Here is a 16,821-nt window from a genome sequence, read left to right as displayed (position 1 = left end):
GGACTGGAGGTCAGACGGCCTGCAAATGCTTTTTTTCTTCTATTCGAGATAGCCCGCCTATTCGAGATAGCCAGAGGGGTCGACCGGGGCCGAATTCTTGCGCACTTCGAAGTGCAGTTTCGGCGAGTCTGTGGTGCCGCTCATGCCCGACAGCGCGATTTCCTGGCCGCGCTTGACCTTCTGGCCGCGCTGCACCTCGATCGAACTGGTGTGGCCGTAGACGGTGACCAGCCCGTTTTCATGGCGCACCAGCACCGTATTGCCGAATTCCTTGAGCCCATCGCCGGCATAGATGACGACGCCGTTCTCGGCAGCCTTCACCGGCGTTCCCTCCGGCACGGCGATGTCGACACCGTCCTTGCCGCCGCCGAACCCGGAAATCACGCGGCCGCGCACCGGCCAGCGCATCTTGCCGATGCCGGTGGCATCCGGCGCCACCGCGTCGTCGTCCTCGGCCTGCTGGATGACCTTGGAGTCCTTCTTCGGCGGTGTATAGGACGCCAGCGTTTCCGTCGGTTTGGCCGCCGGCTGGGTGGTAGCCGTCGTCACCGGGTCAATTTTTGCCGGCTTGGCGCTGGCAACCGTTGCCGTACCGCCGGCCGGAACCTTCAGCGTCTGGCCGATCTTGAGCAGTCCGTCCTTCATGCCGTTCGCCTGCTTCAGCGCAGCGGTGCTGACGCCAGTCTTCCGGGCGATGGCCGAGAGCGAATCGCCCTGCTGGACCGTGTAGGTGCCGGCGGCCTCCTTGGGCGCAGCCGAAGCCACCTGTGCTGCGGGCTTGCCGTCCTTCGGCTTTGCCGCGGATGCGTCCACCTGCGCGGCGGCTTTGCCGTCCTTGACCTTCGGCTGCTGAGGCAGCACGGCCACCTTGTCCGGCGCTGTCGCCGGCTGGTCGTGCTTGCCATTTGCAGGCTTGGCGTCGGCAATCTTCGGCGCCGATGTCTGGTCCTTGCTCGAATAGGCATAGGCCGGGATAACGAGCTTCTGGCCGGTCTTCAGCCCCTTGGTCGCGCTTAAGCCGTTGACCTTCATGATCACGTCGGCCGGCACATGATAGTGCTGCGCCAGGCCAGAAATGGTCTCGCCGTCCCTGACGATGATCTCGGTGGCATGCGGCGTTCCTGCCGCCGTCGCCATCTTTGGCGCGTCGGGCTGCGCGTTCTTGAACGGCTTTGCCGCGGGAGCGATGGTGCCAGTGGCTGTTTTGTCGAGATGTCTGGCCGGAGGCGCCAGAACCGGAGCCGAGGCTGCACGCACAGGACTTGCGGCAGGCGCCAGTGCCGGCTGCGACTGGGCGACAGGCGGCAGTTGCTGAACGGTAACCGGCTCCAGGCTGGAACGGCTGACCGACTGGGTGTGGCTGCCGTCGACCGGCGCTGCGGCGACCGGCGCGGCGCCGACATCGCCCGGATAAGGCTGGGCGGCGTCCTGCTTGTCGATGATGGCGCGCTGATTGTTGGTCGAGGAGGTGAAGACGTCGTCGACACCGTTGAACCGCGAGACCTGGGAGCTGCACCCTGCTGCGGCGCCTGCGACCATGAGGACGGCGCAGCCACGCGCCAGATTACGCCCGTTTGCCTTCAAAACACTGAATTGCATCGCACTAACCCGCACATACCCGGTACAAACTAGGCATGATTAAAGCGCGTTAATGTTACTGGTCGGTTAACCCCTTAGAATCAGACGCAAATTTTCTTAAAATATTTTGGACCTGGTCGGGTTTGTTGAGATTCAGGTCAGGCCGAGCCGAGAATGGCTGACACCGAGAACCGGCACGCAGCGGACATTTGGGTCCGTGAGTACCGGAAGCGCAGGAAGCCGCCATTCGCAGGCCGGCATCACCTGAATATCGACATACCCCTAGATCACTGCCGCAACACTGCGCAAGATCGGCTGCAGGCGCACGCTGCCGATGTCCTCGCGCTCGAAACGGCTGCCGACCTTGGTCAGCTTGGCCAGCACCTGCTCGTCCTCCTCCGGGCCGATCGGTGCGATGACGATGCCGCCGCTCGACAACTGGTCGAGCAGGAAGCGCGGCAGGCTGTCGAACGCCGCCCAGGCGACGATACGGTCGAACGGACCCTCATTGGCGAGCCCGTTGGAACCGTCAGCTTGACGCACGATGACGTTGCCGATGGCGAGCGCCTCAAAGCGTTGCCTGGCCTGCTCGGCCAGCGTCTTGTAGCGGTCGATGGTGACGACCCGCGATGCCAGCCGCGACATCACCGCCGCCGTATAGCCCGACCCTGTGCCGATCTCGAGCACGCGGTTGCCCGGTTCTATTGCCAAGGCTGCGATCACCGCCGCCTGCAGGTCAGCGCCTTCGATCGCTTCGCCGCATTCGATCGGCAGCATGCCGTCCGACCAGGCGATCGAGTGGAACTGTCCGGAGATGAAGCCGCGCCGCGGCGTCGCCTCGAAAGCGGCGATCAGCGCCTTCGGCACCGCGCCCTGGCCACGCAAGCGCAGCAGAAAGGCGGCAAAACCTTCACGGTCGTCGACAGCCATGCTCATGCCAAAACCTTGTTCATGCCAAAACCTTATTCAGACAGTGCCTTGGTCAGTTGGTCGCGGATTTCGTGCGCGGTGAGGTCGAGCTGCAGCGGGGTCACCGACACCAGTCGGTTGCGCAACGCATAAAGGTCGGTGCCTTGCTTGCCTTCGACCGGCTCGCGGCCGAAACGCAGCCAGTAGTAAGGCAGGCCGCGCCCGTCGCGGCGCTCGTCGACCCATAGGCTGTGCACCAGCTTGCCCTGCGAGGTGACGACGGTGCCGGCGACCTCGTCGGGTGCGCAATTGGGGAAATTGACGTTGAGCAACACGCCGTCCGGCAGCGGCATGGCGACCAGCTTCTTGAGCAGCGCCGGCGCCAGCGCCTCGGTCGTCTCATAAGGAACGACGCGGTCTTCGCCGACATAGGAATAGCCCTGGCTGAGCGCGATCGAGCGGATACCGAGCAGCGCGCCCTCCATGGCGCCGGCGACGGTGCCTGAATAGGTGACGTCATCGGCGATGTTGGCACCGGAATTGACGCCGGACAGGATCAGGTCGGGTGCACCGGGCAGGATCTTCTTCACCCCCATGATGACGCAGTCGGTCGGCGTGCCGCGCACGGCAAAATGCTTCTCGCCTATCTTGCGCAGGCGCAACGGCTCCGAGATCGACAGCGAGTGGGCATAGCCGGACTGGTCCTGCTCCGGCGCCACCACCCAGACGTCGTCCGACAGCGTGCGGGCGATGCGTTCGAGCGACGCCAGGCCCTCGGCATGAATGCCGTCATCATTGGTCAGGAGGATGCGCATTATTTCGCTTCGATCTTTGTCAGACCGCCCATGTAAGACCGCAGCGCTTCAGGAATGGTTACGCTGCCATCCTCATTCTGGTAGTTTTCGATGACAGCGATAAGCGCGCGGCCGACGGCGGTGCCGGAACCGTTCAGCGTATGGACGAAGCGGTTGCCCTTGCCGTCCTTGTCCTTGTAACGGGCGTCCATGCGCCGCGCCTGGAAATCGCCGCACACCGAACAGGACGAGATTTCACGATAGGCATTCTGGCCCGGCAGCCAGACCTCGATGTCGTAGGTCTTGCGCGCGCCAAAACCCATGTCGCCGGTGCATAGCGTCATGGTCCGGAACGGCAATTCAAGCCGCTTCAGCACTTCCTCGGCACACTCGGTCATCCGCTCGTGCTCGGCGAGCGAGGACTCCTGGCCGGTGATCGAGACCAACTCGACCTTGTAGAACTGATGCTGGCGCAGCATGCCGCGCGTGTCGCGGCCGGCCGAACCCGCTTCCGAGCGGAAGCACGGCGTCAGCGCGGTGTAGCGCAGCGGCAGCTTTTCATGCGCGGTGATTTCCTCGCGTACCAGGTTGGTCAGTGGCACCTCGGCGGTGGGGATCAAGCCAAGCCGCCCATCGCCATGCTGGACAAAAAAGAGATCCTCCTCGAACTTCGGCAGCTGGTTGGTGCCGAACAGAACCTCATCGCGCACCATCAGCGGCGGGATGATCTCCTCATAGCCATGCTCGGTCGTGTGCAGATCCAGCATGAACTGGCCGAGCGCGCGTTCCATGCGCGCCAGCCCGCTCTTCAGCACGGTGAAGCGCGATCCCGACAGCTTTGCGGCCCGCTCGAAATCCATCATGCCGAGCGCTTCGCCGATCTCAAAGTGTTCCTTCACCCAGTTCGGCCGCGTCGGCAGCTTGCCGACGGTACGCTTGACGACATTGTCGTGCTCGTCCTTGCCGACCGGCACGTCGTCGAACGGCACGTTGGGCAGCACCGCCAGCGCATCGTTCAGCGCCTTGTCGAGTTCGCGTTCGCGCGCCTCGCCATTCTGGATGAAGGTCTTGATCTCGCCGACTTCGGCTTTCAGCTTTTCGGCAAGGGCCGCATCGCCCGAGCGCATGGCGTTGCCGATCTCTTTCGATGCGGCATTGCGGCGCTCCTGCCTGGTCTGCAGTTCGGTGACATGCTCGCGCCGCGCTTCGTCGCTGGCGATCAGATCATCGACCGTGGACTGCGCAGCCTCGGCCGACCACGAGCGCTTCTGCAGCGCTTCGACAAGGGCCTTCGGGTTGTCGCGAATCCATTTGATGTCAAGCATGTTTGTCCGTCCTCAAGTAAGGCCTGAGGGCGTAAACCGCATCCTTGATCGATGCAAGATCGGGCTTGGCGACCGCAGCCTTTTTCCGCTGGCGCGAAGCTATGGCCTACGAAGGAGCTTGCGTCGGAGGCGTGTCCGCCTTCTCCGCCGCTTCGTCCGCCGCGTCCTTGGCCTCGCGCGCCAACTTTTGCTTGTTCTGGTCGCGCTCGATCAGCCGGGCCGCCCAGATGGAGACCTCGTAGAGCAGAATGGTCGGAATAGCCAAACCGATCTGGCTCATCGGATCGGGCGGCGTCAGCACTGCCGCCACCACGAAGGCGATGACGATCGCCCATTTGCGCTTCTCGGCCAGCGCCTTCGACGACAGCATGCCGACCCGCGTCATCAGGCTGGTCACCACCGGCAGCTGGAACACTAGGCCGAAGGAGAAGATCAGCGTCATGATCAGGCTGAGATATTCCGACACTTTCGGCAGCAGCGAAATCTGCACCTGATCGTCGGTGCCGGCCTGCTGCATGGCGAGGAAGAACCACATCACCATCGGCGTGAAGAAGAAATAGACCAGCGATGCGCCCATCAGGAACAGGATCGGCGAGGCAATCAGGAACGGCAGGAAGGCGTTGCGCTCATTCTTGTAGAGGCCGGGCGCGATGAATTTGTATATCTGCGTGGCGATCAGCGGGAAGGCGATGACCATGCCGCCGAACATGGCGAGCTTGACCTGGGTGAAAAAGAATTCCTGCGGCGCCGTGTAGATCAGCTCGACCTTGTGCGGGTCGAGGCCTGCCCATTTGGTCGCCCATTTGAACGGGATGACCAACAGGTTGAACAGCCGCTTGGCGAAGAAGAAGCAGACCAGGAAGGCGACGAAGAAGCCGCCGATCGACCAGATCAGCCGCCGGCGCAGTTCGATCAGATGCTCCATCAGCGGCGCTGACGACTTTTCGATCTCGTCCTTTTCCGTATCCGAAACGCTCACTTGGCGGCTCCCGCCGTCTTCTTGGCTGCAGGCTTTTTCGCCGCTGCCGGCGCAGGCTTCGGTTCAGCCTTTTTGACTGCTGTCTTGGTTACAGCCGGCTTGGCGGCCTTTGCCGGAACTGCCGCCACCTTGGCTGCTGCCTTCGCGACGGGCGCAGCCTTTGCCGGCGTCGCCTTCGTCGAAGGCGCGACCGTGGCTTTGGTTGCCCTCGGTTCAGCCGGCTTGGGTTCAGCCGGCTTCGGTGCAGCTGGCTTGGCGGTTTTCTTGGCCGCCGACGCCTTTTGCGGCGCGGCCACCACCGAGCTGTCGGTCATGACAGGAAAGATTGGCGTAGCCGGCAACGCTTCCGCCGCGTTGAGACCCGGCATATCCGTGGCGCCGTTCTTCAGCGGCTCGGCCGGCTGCGGCGTCGAAGCGGCAGGCGTCGCTGGATCGGCCGCCGGCTTCGGCTTCATCGCCGCGTCAACGCCGGAACGAACGTCGGCTGCGGCCTGCTCGAACGGATTGAGCTGTTTGCGGATCTCGGCCGCCGGATTGAGGCTTCTGAGCGAATCGACCGACTTCTTGACGTCGTCGAGTTCGGCTTCTTTCAGCGCCTCATTGAACTGCTTCTGGAAGTCGGCCGCCATGGCGCGCAGCTTCGCCGTCGTGCGGCCGAAGGTGCGCAGCATATTGGGCAAATCCTTAGGCCCGACGACCACGATCATGACGATCGCGATCACCAGCATTTCGGTCCAGCCGACTTCAAACATGGCACTCTGTTCCGACTAGAACCTTGGGCTCAGCTCTTGCTGGCCTTTTCCTTCACCGCCGAAACGGTCTCGTCGGCGCGGTGCTCGACGGTGCGCTTGTCTTCGGCAACGTCGTCGTCGGCCATGCCCTTCTTGAAGCTCTTGATGCCCTTGGCCATGTCGCCCATCAACTCGGGAATCTTGCCACGGCCGAACACCAGAAGCACGATCACCAGCACGATCATCCAGTGCCAAATCGAAAATGAACCCATTGTAACTCTCTCTCGAATGTTTTCCCTGGCGATGATCTATGCGTTTTCGCGTTGGGATTCAAACACAACCGCGACAAAGTTTATGAAGGCGCGGCAGATGTCACGCATTTTCGGCGATGCGCTCCGCTACCAATCGGCGCATCTACAGCCGCAAGCGGCTTTTTGACAGTGGCTTGCGGTCAATCTTCCGTGACGCGCGGCGTCAGCAGACCGAGTTCCTCGAGATCGATGTCGGTCAGCGGATCCTCGTCATCGGTCAGCGCATCGGGATCGGACGGCGGCAACGGAATGGAGAAATTCGAAGGCATGCGGCCTGAAAGCAGCCCGGCGCCCTTCAGCTCCTCCATGCCAGGAAGATCACGGATTTCCTCGAGCGCAAAATGGTCGAGGAAGGTTTCGGTGGTGCCGTAGGTGACGGGACGGCCGGGCGTTTTGCGGCGGCCGCGCATCCGCACCCATTCCGTCTCCAGCAGCGTATCCAGCGTGCCCTTCGAGGTCTCGACGCCGCGGATATCCTCGATCTCGGCGCGCGTCACCGGCTGGTGATAGGCAATGATGGCCAGCACTTCGAGAGCCGCGCGCGAAAGCTTCTTTTGTTGAACGGTGTCGCGGCTCATCAGGAAGGCAAGGTCGCCGGCGGTGCGGAATGCCCAGGCATCGCCGACGCGAACCAGATTGACGCCGCGCCGCGCATAGATCAGCTGCAGGTCGGCCATAGCAGCGGCGATGTTGATGCCGTCGGGCAGCCGCGCCGCCAGCTGCTTTTCGCTGACCGGCTCGGCGCTGGCAAAGACGATCGCCTCGGCCATGCGCACGGCTTCCGCCATATGCAGCCGCTCGCCGGGATTCTGGGTCATAGTCTCAGCCGAATCCTGGACAATGGCGCCCTCCTCGGTTTCTTCATCGACCTTGAACGGAATGACCGATGCGTTGGCGCGCTCGCTCATGATGCCACCTCGACTGCCCTGATGCCCGGCGCTCGGCCGCGCAGATAGAGCGGCGCGAACACCTCGTCCTGCCGCATTTCGATGCTGCCTTCGCGCACCAGTTCCAGCGTCGCCGCAAACGAGCTGGCAATCGCGGTGCGCCGCTCTTCCGGGCTGGTCAGATAGTTGATCAGAAAACCGTCGAGCGCCGTCCAGTCGCGCAGCGACCCGATCAGCCTGGTCAGGATATCGCGCGCATCCTTGAGCGACCACACACCACGTCTGGCGATCGTCACATTGGTGATCGCCTGTTTCTGCCGCTGCTGGGCATAGGCGGTCAACAGGTCGTAGAGCGAGGCCGAATAGGCGTTGCGCTTCTCGACGATGACCATTTCCGGCATGCCGCGCGCGAACACGTCGCGGCCGAGCCGGTTGCGGTTGACCAGCCGTGCCGATGCATCGCGCATGGCTTCCAGCCGCTTCAGCCTGAACTGCAGCACCGCCGCCAGTTCCTCGCCGCTCTCGCCATCGTCGCCGGGCTGCTTGGGGATCAGAAGCTTCGATTTGAGGAAGGCCAGCCACGCCGCCATCACCAGATAGTCGGCGGCAAGCTCGAGCCTCAGCGCCCTCGCCGTCTCGACAAAGGTCAGATATTGCTCGACCAGCGCCAGGATCGAGATGCGTGACAGATCGACCTTCTGGTTGCGGGCAAGATGCAGCAGAAGATCGAGCGGGCCTTCGAAACCGGCCACGTCGACAACCAGCGACGGGTCGCCGGTGACGCGTGAATCGTCATTTTCGGCCCACAGACGGTCCATCGGTGCGGCCTTTGCGGCCTTGCTTTCCAATGTCTCCGCCACTTGCCCCTTTTCCTTCTGGTCTAGGCCACCGCGTCGAAATAGGTGGCAAATTCAGCGCGTATCTCGGTTTCGTCAGCCCGATCGCGGTTCTTTATATAGGTCAGCGCCCGCTTTGCACGCTCCAGCGCCTTGCCTTCAAGCCCGGTGGTGCGAGATGCGATGCCGGCCATCTCCTCGAAAACCCCGTTGCAGTGAAGGACCAGATCGCAGCCCGCCGCAAGGATAGAGGCTGCCTTTGTCGGGAAATCCCCAGAAAGTGCCTTCATCGAGGTGTCGTCGCTCATCAACAGCCCGTCAAAGCCGATCTCGCGGCGGATGATCTCGTCGATGACCTTGCCCGAGGTGGTCGCCGGGTTCTTGGGATCGATGGCGCTGTAGACGACATGCGCCGTCATCGCCATCGGCAGATGGTTGAGCTCCCTGAACGGGGCGAAATCATGCCGCTGCAATTCGCTCATCGAGGCATCGACCGTCGGCAACTCGAAATGCGTGTCGGCAAAAGCCCGTCCATGCCCGGGAATGTGCTTCATCACCGGCAGCACGCCGCCCGCCATCAGCCCCTCTGCCGCGGCGCGGCCGAGTTCGATGACCGGACGAGGGTCCTTGCCATAGGCGCGCGCGCCGATGACATCGCTGGCGCCTTCGATCGGCACGTCGAGCACCGGCAGGCAATCCGCCGTGACGCCGTAGCGCAGCAGGTCGAAGGCATGCAGCCGCGCCATCAGCCAGGCGGCACGGGTGCCGGCGTCGTGGTCATCTCGCCACAAGGCACCCAGCGCACCGCCGGCCGGATAGTTCGGCGCCAATGGCGGCCGCAGCCGCTGCACGCGGCCACCTTCCTGGTCGATGAACACCAGCGCATCCGGGCGCCCGATGCAGTCGCGCATCGAAGCCACCAAATCGCGGATCTGCTCGGTCTCGCCGATGTTGCGCGCAAACAGGATGAAGCCCCACGGGCATTCGTTGCGATAGAAACGGATTTCGTCGCGAGTGAGCGATTTCCCGGCACAGCCGAGGATCATGGATTTTGATTCGGTCATGGGCAGGAGTTTAGAGCTTCACGGCGCCAAAGGGAATCGTGCCGAGCCGCAAGCCTTTTAAGGCCGAACCCCATTCCACATAAAAAAACCGGCGCGGTCTGGGACCGCGCCGGTTTTGATTGGTTGAACCAGACTTTAGCGCGAGACGAAGCAGTTGCCGCCGGCTGCCTTATAGCTGGTGCACAGATTGATCGCATCGTTGCGCGACTGCGCCGGAACGCGGACGCGGTAGAAGGTGCCTTTGCCGGCGATCTCGGCCTTGACGATGTTGGCGGTGCGGCCGGCGAGCACGCTGCCGTAACGGCGCTGCAGGTCCGCATAGTTGGCCTGGGCGCTTTCAACCGTCGGCTGCGACGCGATCTGCATCGACCACGAGCCACCGGCGGCGGTGGAAGCCGTCGTCGGAATGGAAGCAACCTGGTCTGGCTTGACCTCGCCAACCACGTCGACTGGCTGGTCGGACGGGCGCTGCGGTGCAAGCGGAACCGACGCCGGCGTGTTGGCGGACTGAGCCTTGGCTTCCGCCTTCGGCGCGGCTGCCGGCTTGACCGGATTGGCGGTCTCGGTCTGGTCGGCACTTGCCTGTTCATCGCTGGCCTGGTCGGCCGCGGCCGGCACCGTGCCGGTCTGCTCCGCGTCGGCCTGGCCCGTCGGGGCCACATGCTGCGGCGCCGGATCGACCGGCTCGGTGGCTGCCACCGCTGCAGGTGCCGGATCCTCGCGCGCAACCAGGGAACCGTCGGGCTTGACCACCATGGTTTTCACCTTGCGCGGCGCAATGGCGACAACATCGGAATTCGTGCCCTTGTCTGCTTCCTGCAGAACCTGCGCTATGCGATCCTCGGATTTGGGTGCGGGCGCCGCGGCGGCATCGGTGTTGCCGGTGGCATCGGTGCCAGCAGCAGCATCGGTACCAGCAGCGGCATCGGTGTTGTCGGGCGAAAGATCGACAACACGGCTCTGCGGCTCCTTGGCGATCACATCCACCGGCTCTTCGGTGTTGGTGACCAGCTTCTCCTGCACGGGTTCGGCCGGCTTCGTGCCCTTGACCACCGCGTCATAGACCTTGTTGTCCTGGTTCGGCACGACAGTGCCGCCCGGATTTTCCGGCTTGACCTTGATCGGTGCGTTGTCCGCCTTGACGATCACCGGCGCATCGCTGCCACCCTTGCCGCCAAAGGACAAGGCAAAGGCGCCAATACCGCCGGCAATGGCCACCGCACCGACAACCGCGGCGATCAGCAGACCGCTGCGACGCGGCTTCCTGGCAGCATCCTGCCCGGCCAGGCCCGGAACCGCCATCGCCTCGTCCAGTTCGGGATCGTAGTCGAGTTCGTCGACAGCGAAATCGTCGGCCTGCGAAGCCGGCGGGTTGCCAGGCAAGTCGTCAATGTCGAAGCCGTTTGAGGCGTCGGCATAGGAACTGGTGGCTGTTTTGGCAGGCACTTCCGCCGGCCGCGCCGCATAGGCGCGCTGATCGTTGCGCTCATAGCCCGGCTTGAAACCAGCGCTGTAGGAATCGTCGTCATAGGCCGCGTTGCGTTGCGGCGCTGCAGCCACTTCCGTCGTGTTCATGTCCGAGAGAAGGCTGGAGAACTCGGCGTCGAGATCGTCATAGGCCGCCGCTGCCGGCTCGTCCTCATCGAAGTTGAGTTCCGGAATATCGAGGTCGTCCGCCAGCGCGACGACGCGCTCGGGCACATCGACCGTCTCGACATCCGGCATCTCGTCGTAGCTCTGCGGCGGTTCGGGCAGCGTCGGTTCGGGCTGCGCATAGGTGGGAGCTGTTTCGACCGGCCGATAGGACGGCACTGCCGCGGCCGGCGGCGGGGCAGCCATCGGCTGGGTTGCAAATGACGGTTGCGACTGGGCGACGGGCGTCATCCGGCTCCACGAACGAGCTGGCTCCGGTGGCGTCGAGCGTGCCGACAGAGCGGCTGCTGCGCCGGCACCGAGATCGATACCCTTGGCAAAAGCGGCATCGAACGCATCGTCATCGAAATGAATGTCGGTGGCAGCCGCGGTCGCGGGCGCTGCTTCACCAGTCTCGAAGTCGTGACCTTCGAACTCGTCGAGGAGAAGATTGTCGAGATCGGCTGCCTGGGCCACTTCGGCGTGCAGCGGCTGCCCAGGCTCGTGCTCATCGAGATCCCAATCGAGATCATTGACAGGATCCGTCGACTGGCCGGCGGTTCCTTGCACCGGTGCAACTGGCTGCTGAACCACGGCAGGCTCCTTGACCATCGGAGCCGTCCGCGCCTTCATCGTGCCCAGCAGCGCGTTCAGCTCGTCTTCCAATGTCCGTTCATCTGTCGCGGCGACGGGTGCTGCGACCGGCTCGGCCACAACGGCAGGAGCCATGATTGGCTGGGCCGGAACGGCGGCGATCTGCGCAACAGGCGCTTCGATCTCTTCGGCATCGTCAAAGGTCAGGTCGAAAGCGTCAAATGCCTCTTGTACCTCTTGCGGAGCAAGGTCGTATGTTTCTCGCGAAGCGGCGTCGTAAGCGTGGTCCTCGGCATAGACGGGCTCGGCCGGCGTTTCGTGCACCAGCGGGGCGTCGACCGCGGCCGGCTGCTCGGCGCGAACCTCGAAGTCCATGTCGACATCGGCCATCGCATCATCGAAATGGCCGGCAAAATCTTCCTCGGAAACCCCTTGATCCACATCGGCTGCGGCCTCGACCGGTGCAGCCTGATATGCGGCAATCTCGGCAGCGACGGGACCGGCATTGTGGTCCTCATCAGGTGAATGGCTGTCGAGTGTCAGCTCATCCTCGAGCGACATCGAGACGGCATTGTCGAAATCGTCATGGTCGAAATCAGCGTCGACCGCGGCCTCCGCGACCGGCGCGGAAACCTCGGCGGCAGCCATGTTGTGCTCGTCGTTGTCAGTCGCATCGTTATCGAGCAGGAACCCTTGCTCGAGCGACGCTGCAAGCTCGTCGTCCATCGGCAGATCGTCTTCGAACGGCGACACGTCTTCCAGCGAACTGGCGACGGCATTGTCGAAATCTTCATCGACAGCAGCTTCAACGGCCGGCGCCGGAGCCTCGGGAGCAGCGGCAAAACCATGAACGGCCTCGTTAGCCGCATCATCGTCGAGCAGGAAATCCTGTTCGAGCGAAGCGGCGAGCGCATCGTCCATCGCATCGGCCGTTTCGAAAGCCGGCTCGTGAACCTCGGCGGCAGGTTGCTGAATCTCGGCAACTGCATCGACGACGTCGTCGTCGCCGAATTCGCCCATCAATTCCTTCTCGAGGTCGATGTCGAAATCGCCCTCGTCCGCGAGTTGAACGGCGGGGGCGGCCTTCTGTTCAGCTGGCGCCTGCGGCTTTACCGGCTGACGCGGATCGAAACCCATGATCCTGGTCAGTTCCGCGAACGGATCATCCTCGGAGATGTCGTTGTGGTCGGCTGCTTTCAGCTGGGTTCTGTCTGCCATTATTGTTCCCGAACTCGCACTCATTCGGACGCCATGGACGTCGCGTAGGGTTGGCCCTTACCAGCGCAATGTGGGCAAAAGGTGACAGGTTATTTAGTCAAACCTAACGCATTTCGGTAGGCGCATCAGCTCCGATCAGCGTCAGGCCGGACGTCAGAACGTCCGAAACAGCCTGCACCAGCCCTAGTCTGGCATGCGTCAATTGTCGGTCGTTAACCTTAACAAAACGTAAGTCAGGATTATCCGTGCCCCGGTTCCAGTGTCCGTGGAAGCTGGAGGCAAGGTCGTAGAGGTAGAATGCCAGCCGATGCGGCTCCAGCGCAAGGGCCGCCGATTCGATCAGCCGCGGATATTCCGCCAGCTTCCGGATCAGGCCGATCTCGCCCTCATCGGTCAAAGACGCCGCGCCCGCCGCCAGCCTGTTGCGGTCGAAATTGGCCTCGCCCAGCTGCTCGCTCGCCTGCCGGAAGACCGAATGGCAGCGCGCCGAGGCGTACTGCACATAGAACACCGGATTGTCCTTCGACTGCTCGGTCACCTTGGCGAAATCGAAATCGAGCGGCGCGTCGCTCTTGCGATAGAGCATCATAAAGCGGATCGCATCGCGACCCACCTCCTCCACCACTTCGCGCAGCGTCACAAAATCACCCGAACGCTTCGACATGCGCACCGGCTCGCCATCGCGAAACAGCTTCACCAGATTGCAAAGCAACACGGTAAGCTGGAGCTTCAGATCATCGCCGGCAATCGCCCGCGCCAGCGCTTCCAGCCGCTTGACGTAGCCGCCATGGTCGGCGCCGAGCACATAGATCAGATCCACGAAGCCGCGATCGACCTTGTCCTTGAGATAGGCGACGTCGGCTGCGAAGTAAGTGAAGGTGCCGTCCGACTTGGCCAGCGCCCGGTCCATGTCGTCGCCGACCGCGGTCGAGCGGAACAGCGTCTGCTCGCGATCTTCCCAATCGTCCGGCTTCTCGCCCTTGGGCGGCGGCAGCTTGCCCTTGTAGATATGGCCCTTCAGCGTCAGATCGTTGATCGCCGAGCGGATCTTCTTGGCATTGTCGGCGTGCAACGTGCGCTCGGAGAAGAACACGTCGTGATGCACGTTGAGCAGCGCCAGATCCTCGCGGATCATCGCCATCATGGCATCGATGGTCCGGTCCTTGACCATGGCCAGCGCCTCGTCGTCCGGCATCTGCAGCAGCTTGCGGCCGAATTCAGCGACGAGTGCCAGGCCGACCGGAACCAGATAGTCGCCCGGATAAAGCCCGGCCGGGATCTCGCCAATGTCCTCGCCCAGCGCCTCGCGATAGCGCAGGAAGGCTGAACGTCCGAGCACGTCGATCTGCGAGCCGGCATCGTTGATGACATATTCCTTGGTCACGTCGTAGCCGGCGAACGCCATCAAATTGGCGAGCGTGTCGCCGACCACCGCGCCCCGGCAATGGCCGACATGCATCGGGCCGGTCGGGTTGGCCGAGACATATTCGACATTGGTCTTCCGCCCGCCGCCAATGTTTGAGCGGCCATAGTTGCGGCCTTCGCCGAGCAGCGCGGTCAGATGCGCCTGCCAGAAGCCGTCCTTGAGCCGCAGATTGACGAAGCCTGGGCCGGCCACGTCCACGGCGGCGACATCGGCGTCAGTGCGCAGTGCCTGCGCCAGCCGTTCGGCGAGCGCGCGCGGATTCTGCCCGGTCGGCTTGGCCAGCACCATCGCCGCATTGGTCGCCAGATCGCCATGGCTGGCGTCGCGCGGCGGCTCGACGGCGATGCGCGACAGGTCGGGCGAAACGCCGTCACTGTCTTTCAAATCAAGCGCTTCGACGGCTTTTGTGATTCGCGCGCTAAAATCGGCGAAGATGTTCATGGGTCTTGCTCTGGCGGACTGTGAAGGGGACCGGCTCGTTGGCCGGCAAAATCGAGCCCGCCCTAGCTTAATTCAGGCGTGTGGTCAAACAAACGCCTGTGCTCCTTGAGCGCGTAGGTGTCGGTCATGCCGGCCAGGAAATCGGCAACGCTGCGCGCCTTGATGCGGTCTTCGGCCCGGTCGAGCCCCTCCCGCCAGCCATCGGGCATGGCGCGCGGATCGGCGAAATAGGCGTCGAACAGGTCGCGCACGATCTGCTCGGCGTCGGTGCGCACCCGCATGACCTCGCTGTGCCGGTAGAGATGCTTGTAGAGAAAGGCCTTCAATTCCTTCTCGGCCGCCGCCATCTCGGTGGAAAAGGTCACCAGCGTCTCGCCCGCCGCCCGCACCGCATCGGCGCTTTCCGGTTTGATACGCGTCAGGTTGGCGGTGGTGGAGATGATGACGTCTTCGACCATCATGGTGATCTGCCGCCGCAGCAGTTCGTGACCGGTGCGCACGGCATCGAGCGCCGGGTAGCGCGCGCGCACGCCTTCGAGGATCGACCCCGGCAGCGCCACCTTTTCCAGCATCTCCAGCGTCAGAAACCCGGAGCGCAGGCCATCGTCGATGTCATGGGTGTTGTAAGCGATATCGTCGGCAATCGCCGCGCACTGCGCCTCGATGCCGGCGAAACGGAAGAGTTCGAGGTCATGCAGCTCGGAATAATCGCGGATCGCCTGCGGCACCAAGCCTTTCAAACCCTTGCCGCTGGCGTCGGTCAGCGGTCCATTGTGCTTGACCAGCCCTTCCAGCGTTTCCCAGGTCAGGTTCAGCCCGTCGAACTCGGCGTAGCGGCGTTCCAGCCGCGTCACCACGCGCAGCGACTGCGCGTTGTGGTCAAAACCGCCCCACGCCGCCATCTTCTCGTTTAGCGCCTCCTCGCCGGTATGGCCGAAGGGCGTGTGGCCGAAATCGTGCACCAGGGCGACCGCCTCGGCCAGATCCTCGTCGCCGCGCAGCGCCCGCGCCAGAGCGCGCGCAATCTGCGCCACCTCGATCGAATGCGTCAGCCTTGTGCGGTAATGGTCGCCCTCATGCGCGACGAACACTTGCGTCTTGTGCTTCAGCCGGCGGAAAGCCGTCGAATGGATGATGCGGTCGCGATCGCGCTGGAACGGCGTGCGGGTCGGGCTCTCCGTCTCGTCGAACAGCCGTCCGCGCGAACGCGACGGGTCGCTGGCATAAGCCGCGCGCGGCCGGTAGCCGAACCCAATGTCGCCAAGCTCATTTGTCATGGCTGATGCCGCCGCAGTTGACTTGCCCCTTCCCGCTTCATACCTATCATGTGAAACCGAAAGCAAGGTGACGCCTATGGGCGCTGATGCCAAGACTGCCATGAAAGTCGATATGACCGAAGCTGCCGCCAGGCGGATCGCGAAAATCGTGTCTGGCGAGGCCGGCAAGACGGCGCTGCGCGTCTCGGTCGAAGGCGGCGGCTGCTCGGGCTTTTCCTACAAGTTCGACCTCGTCGACACCCGCAATGACGACGATGTCGCCATCGAGAAGGACGGCGCCACCGTGCTGATCGATGATCTCTCCCTGGTCTATATGGGCGGCTCGGTGATCGATTTCGTCGACGATCTGATGGGCCAGTCGTTCCAGATCAGGAACCCGAATGCGGTCGCCTCCTGCGGCTGCGGCACCAGCTTCTCCGTATAGCCATGCCTGCCATCGGCGCGGTCCGTCAGGTCGCGCTCTCGGCCGGGCGCGATCTCGACGTGACTCTCGCCTTCTGGCGTGACGTGCTCGGCTTGGGCGTTCACGCTCGCTACGATCCGCCGGGCATCGCCTTCATCATGGCTGGCGACGTGCGTCTCTTCTTCACCGACGGCGTGCCTGCCGGCACCGTCTATCTCGACATATCGGGTCTCAAAACCTTCCACGCTTCGGCGAAAGCCGACGGTGTTCCCTTCACCGCGCCGCCGACGCTGGTGCACAACGACACCGAAGGCCAGTTCGGTCCAGCGGGGGAAAGCGAATGGATGGCCTTCCTAAAGGACCCGGCAGGCAATACGGTCGGCCTCGTTGAACGTCTAGCGCCGGAAGATCATTGA

Annotated in this window: 15 protein-coding genes; 2 read left to right on the top strand and 13 right to left on the bottom strand. The window is 63.3% G+C overall.

Annotated features, from left to right (window positions below; translation table 11 throughout):
• Window positions 1–57 precede the first annotated feature (57 nt).
• The 13 genes from AC1DXU_RS22295 to AC1DXU_RS22235 all read right to left on the bottom strand — a co-directional run bounded on the left by AC1DXU_RS22295 (window position 58) and on the right by AC1DXU_RS22235 (window position 16,002).
• On the bottom strand, window positions 58–1,599 hold the full coding sequence (locus AC1DXU_RS22295) for a peptidoglycan DD-metalloendopeptidase family protein (RefSeq protein ID WP_477372469.1): 1,542 nt from the start codon (window positions 1,597–1,599) through the stop codon (window positions 58–60).
• Between the two features lie 261 nt (window positions 1,600–1,860).
• A complete protein-coding gene (locus AC1DXU_RS22290; protein WP_477313941.1) occupies window positions 1,861–2,514 on the bottom strand; it encodes a protein-L-isoaspartate(D-aspartate) O-methyltransferase in 654 nt (217 codons plus the stop codon).
• Window positions 2,515–2,540: 26 nt separating this feature from the next.
• Window positions 2,541–3,302 carry a 5'/3'-nucleotidase SurE gene (gene surE, locus AC1DXU_RS22285; protein WP_477372467.1) on the bottom strand — a complete coding sequence of 254 codons (762 nt, stop codon included), beginning with the start codon at window positions 3,300–3,302 and terminating at the stop codon, window positions 2,541–2,543.
• The gene (gene serS, locus AC1DXU_RS22280; RefSeq protein WP_477372465.1) at window positions 3,302–4,606 is read right to left on the bottom strand and encodes a serine--tRNA ligase; all 1,305 of its coding nucleotides are present in this window, start codon (window positions 4,604–4,606) and stop codon (window positions 3,302–3,304) included. The genes surE and serS overlap by 1 nt, the downstream gene beginning before the upstream one ends.
• Window positions 4,607–4,712: 106 nt before the next feature.
• A complete protein-coding gene (gene tatC / locus AC1DXU_RS22275) occupies window positions 4,713–5,585 on the bottom strand; it encodes a twin-arginine translocase subunit TatC (protein WP_477372463.1) in 873 nt (290 codons plus the stop codon).
• On the bottom strand, window positions 5,582–6,337 hold the full coding sequence (tatB, locus tag AC1DXU_RS22270; RefSeq protein WP_477372461.1) for a Sec-independent protein translocase protein TatB: 756 nt from the start codon (window positions 6,335–6,337) through the stop codon (window positions 5,582–5,584). Before tatB ends, tatC begins: the two co-directional genes overlap by 4 nt.
• Before the next feature lie 29 nt (window positions 6,338–6,366).
• Window positions 6,367–6,588 carry a twin-arginine translocase TatA/TatE family subunit gene (locus tag AC1DXU_RS22265; protein WP_013895102.1) on the bottom strand — a complete coding sequence of 74 codons (222 nt, stop codon included), beginning with the start codon at window positions 6,586–6,588 and terminating at the stop codon, window positions 6,367–6,369.
• 179 nt (window positions 6,589–6,767) lie between these two features.
• Window positions 6,768–7,535, bottom strand: a complete 768-nt coding sequence (gene scpB, locus AC1DXU_RS22260; protein WP_477372459.1) for an SMC-Scp complex subunit ScpB — start codon at window positions 7,533–7,535, stop codon at window positions 6,768–6,770.
• Window positions 7,532–8,332: a segregation and condensation protein A gene (locus AC1DXU_RS22255; protein ID WP_477315091.1), complete on the bottom strand. Its 801-nt coding sequence runs from the start codon at window positions 8,330–8,332 to the stop codon at window positions 7,532–7,534. The genes scpB and AC1DXU_RS22255 overlap by 4 nt, the downstream gene beginning before the upstream one ends.
• A 62-nt stretch (window positions 8,333–8,394) precedes the next feature.
• Window positions 8,395–9,414, bottom strand: a complete 1,020-nt coding sequence (gene nagZ, locus AC1DXU_RS22250) for a beta-N-acetylhexosaminidase (protein ID WP_477372457.1) — start codon at window positions 9,412–9,414, stop codon at window positions 8,395–8,397.
• A 135-nt stretch (window positions 9,415–9,549) separates the two neighbouring features.
• Complete coding sequence (locus tag AC1DXU_RS22245) at window positions 9,550–12,858, bottom strand: SPOR domain-containing protein (protein ID WP_477372455.1); 3,309 nt, start codon at window positions 12,856–12,858, stop codon at window positions 9,550–9,552.
• Window positions 12,859–12,961: 103 nt separating this feature from the next.
• A complete protein-coding gene (gene argS, locus AC1DXU_RS22240; RefSeq protein ID WP_477372453.1) occupies window positions 12,962–14,725 on the bottom strand; it encodes an arginine--tRNA ligase in 1,764 nt (587 codons plus the stop codon).
• A 62-nt stretch (window positions 14,726–14,787) separates the two neighbouring features.
• Window positions 14,788–16,002, bottom strand: a complete 1,215-nt coding sequence (locus tag AC1DXU_RS22235) for a deoxyguanosinetriphosphate triphosphohydrolase (RefSeq protein WP_477372451.1) — start codon at window positions 16,000–16,002, stop codon at window positions 14,788–14,790.
• A gap of 76 nt (window positions 16,003–16,078) precedes the next feature.
• Between AC1DXU_RS22235 and erpA the strand changes: the two genes are divergently transcribed.
• Both erpA and AC1DXU_RS22225 read left to right on the top strand, forming a co-directional pair.
• A complete protein-coding gene (gene erpA / locus AC1DXU_RS22230) occupies window positions 16,079–16,426 on the top strand; it encodes an iron-sulfur cluster insertion protein ErpA (protein WP_019858570.1) in 348 nt (115 codons plus the stop codon).
• Between the two features lie 2 nt (window positions 16,427–16,428).
• A complete protein-coding gene (locus AC1DXU_RS22225; RefSeq protein WP_477372449.1) occupies window positions 16,429–16,821 on the top strand; it encodes a VOC family protein in 393 nt (130 codons plus the stop codon).

This window comes from Mesorhizobium sp. P3_A10, assembly GCF_056403175.1.
This window is presented reverse-complemented; position numbering and strand designations above follow the sequence as displayed.